We start from the raw sequence: 13,824 nt of genomic DNA, 5'->3' as shown, positions 1-13,824 counted from the left end.
TGCAAACAATCCCCAGTGTCGTCTGCGACACTGGGGATTGTTTATTTTTGATGCGCACCATATTGATGGCGCAGGATGAACAGCAACCGGATCAACGGTTCATGATAGGAAATGAAGACTCCTTCCCGGATCCCGGTAATGATTTCGTCTTCCGTCGCCCATTTGACGGTTTGGACTTCTTCTTCCTGTAACGTCAAGGTCGTCAGATCGACTTCCGTTTCAATTAAGTAATAGTCGTCAAATCCGACTTCAAACGGCACCGTCAACTGCGGCCGCCTTCCTTCGAATGACAGCGATAGTCCGAGTTCCTCGAACAATTCACGCTCGGCAGCCATTTGACTCGTGTCACCAGTCGTCGCACTGCCGCCGACACTGAGGTCCCACATGTTCGGCCAGCCCTCTTTGAACGGCTGGCGTTGTTGAATTAACATCTGTCCCTGCTTATTGAATAAACAGACATGCACAACAAGATGGTAATCTCCGTCCTTTAATTCCGTTCCCCGCGGCCAGGTCCGCCCTGTTTTTACACGGTCTGCCGTATAGATATCCCACCGTTCCATTTATTTCTTCCCCCTCATCCAGTCGTCCGAAAATAGCGTCGAAACCGTCTTATCGGCTTTCGCCCGATCAAGACCGAGGACGACACTCAAAAAAAGTTGTTCTGCCGTATCGTCGAGCAGTGTCAATTCGTATTGTTTGCCGAAACGGACCCACCGTCTTTTGCCTTGCCCGATTTTATTCCCCTGATACGTGACGCTGAATGTCATCGTCGCCCAGTTGATGTCGACATGCAACTCCCGGCTGTCGATTCGGTAATTCGAAAACATCACAAATCCGGTTTTTTGAATCGTCGCAATGACTCGCCCGTCCAGTTCAATCAGGACGTGGGGCAACATACTGAACGTCTGTTTCGTCACCCGACCGACTTCGGATCCTTCGTGCACGAGTTGCCAATTTTTCTGCATCTGGAATAACTGTCCTCTTACTTCATACACGATTTGTCCGGCTTCATCCGCAACCGTAAATCGGCGATTCCATTCAAACGACTGTTTCATCAAAAGCTGTTTCATATCCGCTTCCTCTCCTGAGTGCTTTCTTATCACGAACTGGATTCTTCATCTTCTTTGACACAGTCAATGGCAACGACAAGCGCAATCAAAATCTTTTCAATATCCGGATCAAAGACTTGAATTTCATAACTGTCACCAAACGTGAACCATTTTTTCTCGACGCTTCCGACGACTTCGCCGTGACGTTTGATTTCAAAGTCCATGTCCCACCAGTCTCCGTCGATTTCAAGATCTGCCGCATCAATCGTATAGCGGTCTTTAAAGAACGTAAATGATTTCTCGATCGTCAGTGTCTCCCCGTCGACTTCGATAAAAAACTTCGGCAACAGGCTGAGCATTTTTTTCGTGATGACGGCGACTTCTTCCCCATCGACCGTCGAGATGGAGAAAGTCTTCGGCAGCTTCATAAAGCTGCCTTCGACAAGATAAACGTCCTGTTCCTGCTGATCTTGAATCGAAAATCGTCCCCGTAAACTGAATACTTTCTGTTTCATGTACAGCGTATGCATAAGAAATCATCCTTTCGTTCATCTGATTATTCGTTAGGTTTGTATTCTTTAGGCAAGTGGTATCGGGATAGAACGGTCTTGTTTTACCTTATTCGACTAACGTGTTTGTTTTTCCCTCCCCATCGTCCCGCTGCTACGATTCCTGAAGGAGGCACTCCTATGTCGACTGATACCATCATTCTGACGATTATCCTGACATTGATTTCACTCATCATCTTCGTTCCGTTGGCGCTTGGGCTCTATCTGTGGAATATCGATCACAGACAACAGGAGCATTCCATCTTAAGAAACTTTCCGGTGCTCGGAAAAATCCGTTACATCCTTGAAAAAGTCGGTCCTGAACTTCGCCAGTATTTGTTCTTAAATAATAATGAAGACAAACCGTTTTCCCGGAACGATTACAAAACAGCTGTGCTGGCCGGTAAATATAATACGCGAACGATGGGATTTGGTTCCGAACGTGATTTTGAAGCAGCCGGCTTTTATCTGCAAAATGCGCTTTTTCCGACGAACCGTCAGGAACTGAGGATCAATAACCAGCATAAAATTACGACTCACCTCTATCAGCTCGATCAGGATAATCTCCTGACCCGCAAAGAACATTTGGTCGAAAAGCAGATTGCACCGTTTTTACTTCCCGCCGCTGACGCTCCGATCATTGGGGAACATACCTGCCGTCAGCCATTTCAAGTCTTCGGACTGATCGGTCAGTCGGCGATGAGTTTCGGTGCGCTCGGTGACCGGGCGATTACGGCATTGTCGATCGGTCTCGGCCGGGCGGAAGGAACCTGGATGAACACCGGAGAAGGTGGACTGTCCGACTATCATTTGAAGGGTGACGTCGACATCATCTTTCAGATTGGCCCGGGACTGTTTGGTGTCCGGACGGAAGACGGTGCTTTTTCGCTAGAGGAATTCAAAAAGAAAAGTGAGCTGACACAAATCAAAGCTTTTGAATTGAAACTGGCCCAAGGTGCGAAAACACGGGGCGGTCACCTCGAAGGCGAGAAGGTCACGGCGGAAATCGCCTCCGTCCGGAACGTCAAAGCCGGCGTCAGTATCGACAGTCCGAATCGGTTCAATGAATTCCAGACGCCGGAAGAGATGCTGACGTTTGTTGAACTGTTACGGGAAACCGGCGGAAAGCCGGTCGGCATCAAACTGGTCGTCGGCAATCTCAACGATCTGCACGACCTCGTCACTTATATGAAAACGTCCGGAAAACATCCGGATTTCATCACGATTGATGGCGGCGAAGGCGGCACCGGTGCCTCGTTCCAGGAACTTGCGGATGCGGCCGGTTTACCGCTCAAATCGGCCCTGCCGTATCTGCATCAGTTGCTGGTCGCTCACGGCATCCGCGACCGGATCAAACTGTTTGCTTCCGGCAAACTGATCAGTGCCGATAAGATTGCCGTCGCTTTAGGGCTTGGCGCCGATTTCGTCAACATCGCCCGTGGCCTGATGTTTAACGTCGGTTGCATCCAGGCGCAAGTCTGTCACACGAACCACTGTCCGGTCGGAGTCGCAACGACTGATCCGAAACTCCAGCAAGCGCTGATCGTCGATGAAAAAAGTTTCCGGGTGACGAACTACATCATCTCGCTCCGGGAAGGTTTATACAATCTGACCGCCGCTGCCGGTCTGAAGTCCCCGACCGAGTTGTCGGCAAAGCATATCATCTATAAACAATCGAACGGACAAGTCACACCGGCCACCGCCTTGATTCATTATCCGATGCCTCTTTCCTAAACCATCCGCTTGCACTTTTTCCTCATTACGCTTAAAGTGTATAGTTGATGAAATTTTAATTGTGCAAAACGAATTACCTTAAGGAAAGGGTTTTATATACGATGAAAAACAACTTTTGGCAGGACCTGCCACGACCATTTTTTGTACTTGCTCCAATGGAAGATGTCACCGACGTCGTTTTCCGTCACGTCGTCGCGAAAGCAGCGCGACCGGATGTCTTCTTCACTGAATTTACGAATACAGAAAGTTACTGTCACCCAAAAGGGAAACAGAGTGTCCGCGGACGCCTTGAGTTCACGGAAGATGAGCAGCCGATGGTCGCCCACATCTGGGGCGACAAGCCGGAATATTTCCGTGAGATGAGTATCGGAATGGCGGAAATGGGCTTTAAAGGAATCGATATCAACATGGGTTGTCCGGTCCAGAACGTCGCCGTCAACGGAAAGGGATCAGGACTGATCAACCGTCCCGATGTCGCCGCTGAACTGATTCAAGCAGCAAAAGCCGGCGGTCTGCCGGTCAGCGTCAAGACACGACTCGGCTATTCGAAAGTCGAGGAGTGGCACGACTGGTTACGTCATATCCTTGAGCAGGACATCGCCAACCTGTCGATTCACCTGCGGACGCGTAAAGAAATGAGTGCAGTCCCGGCCCACTTCGAACTGATTCCGGAAATCAAGAAACTCCGCGATGAAGTAGCACCGCAAACGCTCTTGACGATCAACGGAGACATCAACGACCGTCAACATGGTCTTGAACTCGTCGAAAAGTACGGTGTCGACGGCGTCATGATCGGACGCGGGATTTTCCATAATCCGTTTGCGTTCGAAGTCGAAAAGAAAGACCATTCAAGCGAAGAATTACTTGATTTGTTACGTTTGCAACTCGACCTACACGATCAGTATTCAGCTGAATTCGAGCCGCGTCTCTTCAAACCGCTCCGCCGGTTCTTCAAGATTTATGTCCGCGGTTTCCGCGGGGCGAGCGAACTGCGCGCCCGTTTGATGGACACGAACTCAACGGATGACGTCCGGGCATTGCTTGACGAATTCGTCGAACAAGAAGGCATTCACGCTGTTAATTCGTTTTCGATTTAACTTAATCAGCTGAAAGAGCAGAGCCCCAGGCCCTGCTCTTTTTTGTCGTTAGTCAGATTCCGACTCCAGTCGAATCTTTAAACAAGTCAATTCAAACGGTGTGTCGCACATGACACGTTCCAAGCGCCGTTTTCCGACGCGCCGGTCGAGCAACGCAAAACCGCGGATGAAGGCATGGGGATGCCTTAACGCTTCTTCAATCGAGAGCTTCGGGTACAGCAGCAAATCCTGTTGCACGTCGTAATTGGCGTGCCAGCCTTCTTGTTCCAACTCGCGTTCGATTTGTTCATATAATGCACGCGATGTCTTGTACCAATCCGATTGAAAAACCTCCAGTGTAATTCGCTCCGGTTTTTCCGGCAAGCGGTTCTTCGCCAACGCATAACGACGGTCCGCTTCGAACGTAAACCGTAAATCCTCCGCCTTAAAAAAAGTTTTTCCATCCAGAGTCATCCAAACTCGGGCTTCGCCGTCATGAAAATGCCGGTCGACTGTGGCATAAAGATCGAGACGCGGTCGAAGTGACGGCGCGACGAACGATATTATCTGCTTTTTAATTCTTGAGAATTGCATCGGGTCCTCCTTTTAAACGCGTTAAACACCAGGCAGCAACTGACTGCCTGGTGTTTAGTTTACCCGTTTTTCATATGGAACGATTCCGTTAACGTAAAGGTAATGTTTTTAAGCTCAAGCCCGCCAAGCGCAAAGTACAGCTTGAAGTAGTTGTGCGGATTAAAGACAAAGACGTCTTTCGTCTGCGTCACCCATTCGCCGTCCGTCCCGTTAAACGTAAACGTTGCAACCGGCATGTTGTTCGCAAACAAGGTCACCGGCATCTGTGCCAGTTCCCCGGCATACGACCGGGCTTCAAACGTGACGTGGTACATCCCGGTTTCTTCCGCCGTGACGGCGAAGACATGGCTGCTTCCGGTTGACGTATCGAGTTCGTCGAAGACGATCGGAACGCCGCTCTGAAGTTGCTGGTGCGTCACCGCCTGTTCGTTCAGATCATCCGTTTCTTCCGGTAATCCGGTGACCTCGACCGTTGATTCCTGACCAAGCGTCCGCTCCATGACCGGTGACCGCAGGATGAACTGACAGATATTCGCCGCACTCCGTAACAACTCCGCCCGTGTCAACGTCCCGTCTGCAAGCGACGACAGCGTATCATCCTCAAACGGATTCGCCCCCGGTTCTCCGACGACCATGTAGAGATCGTTTTGTGAACGGACCATCGTCGCCGTCTGTTGCCGGTTGGCTTCCGTTTCTTCCGTATTGATCTTCGCCCACCAGTCGGTCATGACGACACCGTCAAAGCCCCACTCGTCGCGGAGAATCCGGGTATTCTGATCATACAAGCCGGCGGTCCAGAGTCCATTGACGGCACCGTATGTCGTCATGATCGCATATGCCTGTCCCCGTTTGACGGCATGTTCAAATCCTTTTAAATAAATCTCCCGTAACGCCCGCTCCGAGACGATCGAATCGAGATCATGGCGATGGAATTCCTGGTTATTGGCACTTAAATGCTTCAGCGTTCCAGTCACCCCGACCCGGTGCATCCCGTCGAGCTGGGCGACAGCCATCATCCCCGTCAGATGCGGATCTTCCGAGAAGTACTCGAAGTTCCGACCGTTGAGCGGATGACGATGGATGTTCATCCCCGGTCCAAGCAACGTATCGATGCCGTTTTTTCGGAGTTCAAGCCCTGTCATTTCAAATAAGTCGGCCACCAGATCGACGTTGAACGTTGACGCGACGAGCGTTCCGTTCGGCAGTGAGAAGGCTTTGGTTCCGATATCCATCCGGATGCCGGACGGACCGTCGGCACAGCAGGCCGCCGGAATCCCGAACGCTGTCAACCGGTCGGTGACACCGCCGAATGCTGCCGCCGTACCCGGCGTGACGCGCGGGGAATTCATCCCTTCGCCGCGGACGATTGCTGCCAAATCCTCATCCGACAACTGATCAAGGAACACATCGAGTGACGTCTTCTCTTCGTAGACGTCCTTCAGCGTCAGTCCCTGGTTGTCCGAATACGTGCGTGCTGCCGGTCGTTCGGCTAAACGGCGGGCTTCCGGATCAATCGTCCGAAGTGGTGTCGCTTCATACGACACGTCATATCCAGTCTCTGTCTGTTGCGGCTTCAGCCGGTCGAATGCCGTGACCGGTGCCATGTTTTCACTTAATGTCTCCATGACACGTAACGTCTCAATCGTTTGTGTCGCTACATGCACCGATGTCCGGACGTCCGTTCCGGCGTACAGATGATAGGCCCCTGCTTCGATGACGTAAGACGATTTATGCCCCGTCGCACCGGCGTCATCGTAACTCGCATATTCCGTCAGCGGAACGGTCAGCGTCAACGTTTCCTGTTGGCCCGGTTCAAGCTGTTGCGTTTTCGCAAACGTCACAAGTCCGCGTGCCGGATTGCCGAGTTGTCCCTGCGGTTTTTCAAGATATACCTGGACGACTTCTTTCCCGCTGTGCGCTCCTGTATTCGTGACGGTGACGGTTAACGTGACCTGTTGCTCCGTCATGTCGACCTTGTCAGTTACGACATCAAACGTCGTATACGATAAGCCGAATCCGAACGGATAAAGAACATCGTCTTTCGCAAACGTCTCGAAGTAACGGTATCCGACATAGATGTCTTCTTTGTAAATCGCCCGGTCCTCATGGCCGAAGTACGGTGTTGATGGGTATGCATCGAGGGAACGGACAATCGTATCCGGCAGTTTTCCGGATGGTGTGACTGCTCCCGTCAAGAGATCGACCAACGCGTTGCCGCCTTCCATTCCGCCTTGCCATCCGTACAGGATCGCACTCGGATTGAAATCAAGCGCCCACTGCATGTCGATGACATTACCGACGTTTAATAAGACGACGGTCTTCGGGAACGCTCCCGCGACTTTTTCGATCAGTGTCAACTCGACGTCCGTCAGCAGATAACTGCCGGGATCCGCTGTATTATCGCGGTCTTCACCGGCCGTCCGACCGATCATGATGATGGCGACATCCGATTGCGACGCTGCATCTGTGACGACTTCGTCCGTGATCGGCATTTCTTCCTGCGACCACGGTTCCGCCGCCCAGCCTTCGCCTTTATCAAATGGATGATCTTTTAGCCAGCCTTCATAGACGTCGAGCAACGATTGGTTTACCGTCACATCCGGATGGTCTTGCAACGCTTCGAGCGGACTTGTCACGTGTGTGACGTTCACCATCCCGCCCGATCCCGTTCCGCTTTTGTAATAGTTGAACTGATTGCGTCCGAACACCGAGACTGTTGTCCCCGCTGACAGCGGCAACGTCTGCTTGTCATTCTTCAGCAGGACCGCGCCTTCTGCGACCGTCTGCCTTGCCAGTGCCGTATAGGCGTTCCAATCTAATGTATATGTCGTCATCGATTCATCCTCCTGTTGGTTGTGTAGTCGTAAACCGTTTCTTCAGACCGTTTGCAATTTCCGTGATACAGTCTTCCGCTTGCGGATACTGTCCGAGCTTTTCGATAAAGGCATGGTCCATCCCGTTGTACTGAATCCGTTTTGTTTTCACACCTGCCCGTGCGAGTTTTCGTCCGTACGCTTCTCCTTCGAGACGGAGATAATCGTATTCCGCCGTGATGATCAATGCGTCCGGCAGTCCGGCCAGCTTATTGCTGAACAGCGGAGAGACATGCGGATCCTGGACGCCTGTCGTCCCTTGCAGGTACAACCGGTTCAACAGTCCATCCGTGTCTGCAAGGGCTGTGACGATTCCTTCGAGGAGTTCCCGGTTTTCGTTCATCTCGTAGGCGTCAAGACGCCAGTTGAAATCATCCGTCGGCAGAGCCGCAAGATTGACGACCGGATAGAGCAGGACTTGATACTGGATCATCTCTGTCTGTTGTTCGCGGTCAAGCAGGGCACAAACTGTCGCTAAGTTTCCACCGGCACTGTCGCCGGCAACAGCGAGCTGCGCGCGGTTGATTCCGAGCTCTTCCGCCTGTTCATGGACCCATGTAACGGCTGTGAAACAGTCGTTCAGACCGGCCGGAAATGGATGTTCCGGTGCGAGTCGGTAATCAATCGAAATCACAACAACGTTCGCCCGCTCCGCCAACAACCGGCAAGGATGTTCGACCGGTTCAAGCGTTCCGCCGAAAAAGCCGCCGCCGTGGAAATAGACCACTGCCGGTAACGGTTCCGTCGACCGGGGACGATAGATTCGTGCCGGAATCGGTTGTTCCGCAATTGGAATTATGATGTCTTCCGTCGTGATGTCTGTCGTTGTCAGGTCGGTGTTGACCCACCCCATCCCGGCCCGCGCTGCTTCGAGTGAAAAAGGACCGGCCGGTGAACTGTCCTGCTGTTGCTGCATCATGACTTCTAAAACGCGCGGATCAAGTACGCCGCTTTCCGGCCGGTCCGGCACCGGTTTGATGACGACTTCGACACCATCCTGCCGTTCGCTGGTCTTTTTTTGCGCTAACCGGTCGACCAATTGCTGATACTTCTGTCCCATGTTTCTTCCTCCTTTTATCGAATTCCTGACGTGCTTATAAGAGATGATTCATTTGTAAAAATAAGTATCGAAACCGCTTTCGTAAATAATTAAAAAAATATCGGATATCTCTTTTCGTTAAAAGATACCGCTTACAAAACCAATCATACGCATCTTTATCCGATTAATCAATCATTCTGGATGATTCAAAAAATGGCACCCGTCTTTCGTGTACTTTCCTTGACGGAATGACGCGAAACGGGTGCCTTTTGAGTTAACTTAAAATATTTTCTTCCGAAACGAGCGTGAACCCATCGATGACCGTGTCTTCCTCGACTTCAATCAGCAGACATTGTTTGCCGTTGTAATTGACCTGCTTGATGTACTTCAAATCCTGGGCGCTGACGGAGATATTCGCGACTTTCGTGTTGATTTTAATCGATTTTGCTTCATAGTTCGGGACGATGTTACTCGCCTTCATTTCGTACGTCGTATCATCGATGACTGTTTTGAAAGCCCGTTCGACCTGTTCCGTACTGACGTCTTCCAGACCGCTTGCTTTCAGGACACGCTCGACTTCTTTGACGTCAAGCATCGGGATGTCTTCCGGTTCGTCCTCTTTTTCGTCTTCAACGACAAGCAGGTGATTGACTTCCTCATAGACGCCGGCCAGTGTTTTCGAATCAACTGATTCCCCGATGACGAGTTTGACGATTTCTTCAAACACGGCTTTGTCTTCTTCCGCCGTCACGATCTGTTCGCCGTTCAGAACGTTTTCGATGAACAACAGATCAGGTTTATTCGGCTTGCTTGCTGTGTAAAGGACACGGTTGACGTCCGCCGCATTATCCGTAAAGCACGGGAATAAAAAGCCGCCGATTGGTGACGCCAGTTTGATGACCGGGTTGATCAACAGGTTCGACTTAAACTCGAGATCGACGTAGTCGAAGACAAGCGACTGTTTCGGCAGTTCCGTCTGATTGAGACTGCTGAGGATGAACGGTGTCGTGTAGACTTCATCGTTTTTATCGACTTCCGTCTCGTCTGCCTGCCGTTTCGTCGTCTTGTAATACTGTCCCCGGATGAACGTGACGACGATATCGTTTTCGTACTGCACGTCCTGGACCATCTTCAGCGCAATCTGTTGCATCTGCTCCGTCCAGTCTTCCGTCTCTTCCGTGTACAGGCCTTCGTACAACAGTTGTTGCGTATGTCCGGTCGCGCCTTCTTCCGGCTGCTGGAACTTGACCTCAAACAGCTTGATGTCGAGTTTCCCGGTCAGGACTTTCTTGAAATTCGCGAGGAACAACTCCTGCTGCTCGAGTTCAAGAAAGGCAAACGGCCGGCTTTCTTCATAGAAGATTTCACTCGTTTTCTTGCGGATATATACATTATAAATTTCGTTGATTTTAAGTAGTTCCGAGTCAACTTTAAAATGACGACGGATATCACTGATGTCTTGTTTGTTCATAGTAATGTTTCAGCTCCTTGGCATTTGAATTCCTCGTGGCTCCTGAAAAAAGGAGTGCCTCCTGCCCAAATCGAACAGAGGTACCCCTTTACTATACAAGAGTTGAATTTTTTTATGTTAAAAGTCTCCGCAATTTTAATTTTTTCAAGTAGCTTCTTTTTTTCTGTTACTTTAGTCTTAATTTCAAAAAAATATTTTTAATCAAAAGTATTCAACTTTCGTAATATTTACATGATTTTAACCCTCTTCAAAATATTCAATGGGATACTGGGAGATGTGAGAGATTTCTTTCACGACCATACATAAGAGGAGGCAGTTCATGTTCCAGAAACTCAAGTTACTCGCCGTATCGTTTGTTTTGTTCCTCACTGCATTTCAGTTTGATCTCTCACCCGTTTCCGCACTCCCATCCGGTATCCCGTCAAAAGCGACGGCACAATCCGAACTCAATGCCTTGACGGTCAAAGCCGAAAGTACGATGACCGGGTACTCCCGTGATCTGTTCCCACACTGGATCAGCCAGGGAAGCGGTTGTGACACCCGTCAAGTCGTCTTGAAACGCGATGCGGATTCATACGTCGGCAGCTGTCCGGTCACATCCGGCTCATGGTACAGTTATTATGATGGACTGACATTCACGAATCCGTCCGATCTCGACATCGATCATGTCGTGCCGCTCGCGGAAGCATGGCGTTCAGGTGCAAGCAGTTGGACGACAACGACACGTCAGGCATTTGCAAACGACCTCAACGGTCCGCAATTGATTGCCGTCTCCGCAAGCTCGAACCGTTCAAAGGGTGACCAGGATCCATCGACATGGAAACCAACTCGTGCCGGCGCCAGCTGTGCGTACTCGAAGATGTGGATTAACACGAAAAGTCGTTGGGGCTTAAGTCTCCAATCCTCTGAAAAAACAGCATTGCAAACGATGCTGAACACCTGTACATACTAAGAAGGAGTCGATTCGATGGAAACGAAAACCTCTACTTTCACCGCCACGCACGGCGTGATGACGAATGAAGTCGGCGTCATCAGCGGCGAACTGGAATTACGAACGACCTGTCAGGAAGACGGCACACTCGAACTCGCCATCTCCTACGTCGGTTCAACCGACGTTTACACGTTACCCGGCAAGGATTATCAGTTGCATGATGTCCGCGACCACGAAGTCGTGCACCGGATGCTCGCGACGGTGCTGGAACGAACGTAACAAGAATTGAAATTTCCACAAAACACATGTTGAACTGACTCCGCTGTCCGTTCGACGTGTGTTTTTGATTTTTCTAGTAAACACAATAAAAAATTTTGATTCGGGTTGAGACTCATTTCTTTATTTTTCATGACTTATCTTTATAAATCGGCTCATTGCTGTTTCATAAAAATATTCGTTATAGTGAAGGAAATATACAGTTTGATTTCGAAAGGAGTTTCCGATGAGAGAAGTGTTGATTGGATCCGGTGTAGCATTAAGCAGTGCCGGTATTTTCATGTTGTTGTACGGACACATCCCACAAGGCTTTATCGGTTTGGTTACAGTGACTTTGGGTGTAGTCGTAGCCATGTTAACGAAAAAGAAGAAGGTAGATTGATTGTTATGTATAAGGAGGTAACGTCATGATTAAGGAGGTCGGCTATGAATCCGATTTTAAATCAAGTCGGGACTATCTTCATTCCCGTCAGTAATATCGAACAGTCACGGGACTGGTACTGTGATCTGCTCGGATTACCATCTGATGGTGACATCTTATTTGATCATCTGTACGTCATTCCGATGAACGGCGTAGACATCGTGTTGGACAGCAAGATTTTTTCATCAGACAATATTCTCAATACGCCACTTTTTCATTTTAATACAAATAATATCGAACAATCTTATACATATGTGAAGAATAAAGGTATCGAAATAATTACAGAAATTGAGCACGGTCACTGGTTCAATTTTAAAGATCCCGACGGCAATCATTTGATGATTTGTATATGTTGAGATTTGTTTTCCTGTAAAAAATAAAGCAATCTATTCGCTAGCTCCATATCGATTTTGTTTTCCCATCCAATCATTTCGTTCTCTCCATCTAATTTTCTTAGCTGAAATAAAGCTTACGTTGTGTTCGATATTGCCCGGATCAAAGTCAATATCATCTGACCAATAATAAGTGTCCTTTTGCTTTACAATTACAGCTTCAAACAGTATCGAGGTGAAATTTTCTGGTGTCGGAAGGATATGTATTCCGGTTACACCTTCAAACCACAATTCAATTACAGACGGGTTTTTGAACTGACGTTGAAACAACAGTTTGACGTTTGTATCTAATTCGCCAGGAGCATTCATATTCAAATTTTCCTCAACATACGTTTCGGTCCACATATGCATTTCCTTCAAGCAGCCATCATGAAAATAACCATAGAGCTCAAGCAATTCCTTGATCTCCGATTCCTCTTTTAGTTCGATCCAGTTCATAGGTGACCTCCAGTACATTTTTGTTTTTGGATTATCTCTCGTCAGAAAAGCTGTGCTATACAAAAGACCATCCCAAGTGCGTCACAGCATTTAAGATGGTCTTTTGTATTGATTGAACTTACTTATGGTACGGTTCATTCCGATTAATCCGATACGCCCGGTAAATCTGTTCACACAAAATCATCTTCATCAATTGATGCGGGAATGTCATCTTCGAGAACGAAATCGTATCGTTTGCCCGTTGCATGACCTCCGGTGCGAGACCAAGTGATCCGCCGATGACAAACGCGATTTTACTTTTGCCGTACGTCGCTAATCGATCGAGTTCTGTCGCAAACTGTTCGCTCGTCCGTTGCTTTCCTTCGATAGCAAGTGCATAGACATGAACATCCGGTCCAATCTTCGCTAAAATCCGTTCGCCCTCTTTTTTCTTCACTTGCTGCATCTCGGCGTCACTCAATTGTTCCGGTGCTTTTTCGTCCGGCACCTCTATTTCCTGAATCGAACAATACGCACCTAGCCGTTTTGTATATTCGGCAATTCCTTGCTTCAAGTACTTCTCTTTTAACTTTCCGACCGTAATAATGGTAATTTGCATCATTTTTCTCGCTTTCTGACAGAAAATTCAGGAGTTATCCACAGAGTTATCCACATGTCCACATGTTGATAATTATTTTTTGCTTGACACAAGATATGTCGCGGGCTGTTCACAGTACTCACACGTGACGTTTTTCTCTGCCGGTACCTCTTCTAAAATCGGGTACTCTTCCGTTTCATCAACTACTTCGTCGAGCGCTAACTCGACATGTTCTAAACAGACATATTTATCCACAGGTCTTCTCCTCCTTTTAAGTTATCCACATTTATCCGCTATCAGTATAACAAAAATTGACTTCTCCGACCGAAAAAAGTTATCCACAGCTCGGACGTCACTCCGTTCACTGCTCGACGACCTCCTCCATTTCATCGTGTCCGCTGCACG

Annotated in this window: 15 protein-coding genes; 5 read left to right on the top strand and 10 right to left on the bottom strand. The window is 49.0% G+C overall.

The genetic code is table 11. The annotated features are described in order from the left end of the window. Positions 1–41 precede the first annotated feature (41 nt). Genes N7U64_RS09995 through N7U64_RS09985 form a run of 3 tightly spaced genes read right to left on the bottom strand, consistent with a single transcriptional unit; the run spans position 42 to position 1,579 of the window. A complete protein-coding gene (locus tag N7U64_RS09995) occupies positions 42–560 on the bottom strand; it encodes an NUDIX hydrolase (protein WP_318929688.1) in 519 nt (172 codons plus the stop codon). Then, a complete protein-coding gene (locus N7U64_RS09990) occupies positions 561–1,070 on the bottom strand; it encodes a hypothetical protein (protein ID WP_318929687.1) in 510 nt (169 codons plus the stop codon). It abuts the gene before it with no gap. Between the two features lie 29 nt (positions 1,071–1,099). Next, a complete protein-coding gene (locus tag N7U64_RS09985) occupies positions 1,100–1,579 on the bottom strand; it encodes an LURP-one-related/scramblase family protein (protein WP_318929686.1) in 480 nt (159 codons plus the stop codon). Positions 1,580–1,738: 159 nt separating this feature from the next. On the opposite strand from N7U64_RS09985, the gene N7U64_RS09980 reads away from it, so the two are divergent. Further along, positions 1,739–3,331 (top strand): FMN-binding glutamate synthase family protein, encoded by a 1,593-nt coding sequence (locus N7U64_RS09980; RefSeq protein WP_318929685.1) that lies wholly within the window; start codon positions 1,739–1,741, stop codon positions 3,329–3,331. Positions 3,332–3,432: 101 nt separating this feature from the next. Further along, on the top strand, positions 3,433–4,428 hold the full coding sequence (locus tag N7U64_RS09975; RefSeq protein ID WP_318929684.1) for a tRNA-dihydrouridine synthase: 996 nt from the start codon (positions 3,433–3,435) through the stop codon (positions 4,426–4,428). Positions 4,429–4,476: 48 nt separating this feature from the next. Here the strand turns inward: N7U64_RS09975 and N7U64_RS09970 are convergent, their stop codons facing one another. The 4 genes from N7U64_RS09970 to N7U64_RS09955 form a co-directional block, all read right to left on the bottom strand. Next, positions 4,477–5,001 carry a hypothetical protein gene (locus N7U64_RS09970; protein WP_318929683.1) on the bottom strand — a complete coding sequence of 175 codons (525 nt, stop codon included), beginning with the start codon at positions 4,999–5,001 and terminating at the stop codon, positions 4,477–4,479. Positions 5,002–5,060: 59 nt separating this feature from the next. After that, complete coding sequence (locus tag N7U64_RS09965) at positions 5,061–7,835, bottom strand: glycoside hydrolase family 3 protein (protein WP_318929682.1); 2,775 nt, start codon at positions 7,833–7,835, stop codon at positions 5,061–5,063. A gap of 4 nt (positions 7,836–7,839) precedes the next feature. After that, on the bottom strand, positions 7,840–8,934 hold the full coding sequence (locus N7U64_RS09960) for an alpha/beta hydrolase (protein ID WP_318929681.1): 1,095 nt from the start codon (positions 8,932–8,934) through the stop codon (positions 7,840–7,842). 253 nt (positions 8,935–9,187) lie between these two features. Further along, entirely contained in the window at positions 9,188–10,384 is a 1,197-nt protein-coding gene (locus N7U64_RS09955) for a DUF4317 domain-containing protein (RefSeq protein WP_318929680.1), read from the bottom strand. 319 nt (positions 10,385–10,703) lie between these two features. Here N7U64_RS09955 and N7U64_RS09950 point away from each other — a divergent pair, with 319 nt between their 5' ends. The 3 genes from N7U64_RS09950 (at position 10,704) to N7U64_RS09940 (ending at position 12,368) form a co-directional block, all read left to right on the top strand. Next, positions 10,704–11,336: an HNH endonuclease family protein gene (locus N7U64_RS09950; protein ID WP_318929679.1), complete on the top strand. Its 633-nt coding sequence runs from the start codon at positions 10,704–10,706 to the stop codon at positions 11,334–11,336. A 15-nt stretch (positions 11,337–11,351) separates the two neighbouring features. Further along, complete coding sequence (locus tag N7U64_RS09945) at positions 11,352–11,594, top strand: hypothetical protein (protein ID WP_012371879.1); 243 nt, start codon at positions 11,352–11,354, stop codon at positions 11,592–11,594. Positions 11,595–12,017: 423 nt separating this feature from the next. Next, entirely contained in the window at positions 12,018–12,368 is a 351-nt protein-coding gene (locus N7U64_RS09940; RefSeq protein WP_318929678.1) for a VOC family protein, read from the top strand. A 30-nt stretch (positions 12,369–12,398) separates the two neighbouring features. On the opposite strand, the gene N7U64_RS09935 is transcribed toward N7U64_RS09940, so the two are convergent. The 3 genes from N7U64_RS09935 to N7U64_RS09925 all read right to left on the bottom strand — a co-directional run bounded on the left by N7U64_RS09935 (position 12,399) and on the right by N7U64_RS09925 (position 13,674). After that, positions 12,399–12,842, bottom strand: a complete 444-nt coding sequence (locus N7U64_RS09935; protein WP_318929677.1) for a hypothetical protein — start codon at positions 12,840–12,842, stop codon at positions 12,399–12,401. A 118-nt stretch (positions 12,843–12,960) separates the two neighbouring features. After that, positions 12,961–13,440 carry a 23S rRNA (pseudouridine(1915)-N(3))-methyltransferase RlmH gene (gene rlmH, locus N7U64_RS09930; protein ID WP_012371884.1) on the bottom strand — a complete coding sequence of 160 codons (480 nt, stop codon included), beginning with the start codon at positions 13,438–13,440 and terminating at the stop codon, positions 12,961–12,963. Between the two features lie 72 nt (positions 13,441–13,512). After that, the gene (locus N7U64_RS09925; RefSeq protein WP_114596764.1) at positions 13,513–13,674 is read right to left on the bottom strand and encodes a CxxH/CxxC protein; all 162 of its coding nucleotides are present in this window, start codon (positions 13,672–13,674) and stop codon (positions 13,513–13,515) included. Positions 13,675–13,824: the final 150 nt, after the last annotated feature.

The organism is Exiguobacterium sp. K1 (genome assembly GCF_033721435.1).
Classification (GTDB): domain Bacteria; phylum Bacillota; class Bacilli; order Exiguobacteriales; family Exiguobacteriaceae; genus Exiguobacterium_A; species Exiguobacterium_A artemiae.
The sequence above is the reverse complement of the archived record's forward strand: the minus strand, read 5'-3'. Positions and strand labels throughout refer to the sequence as shown.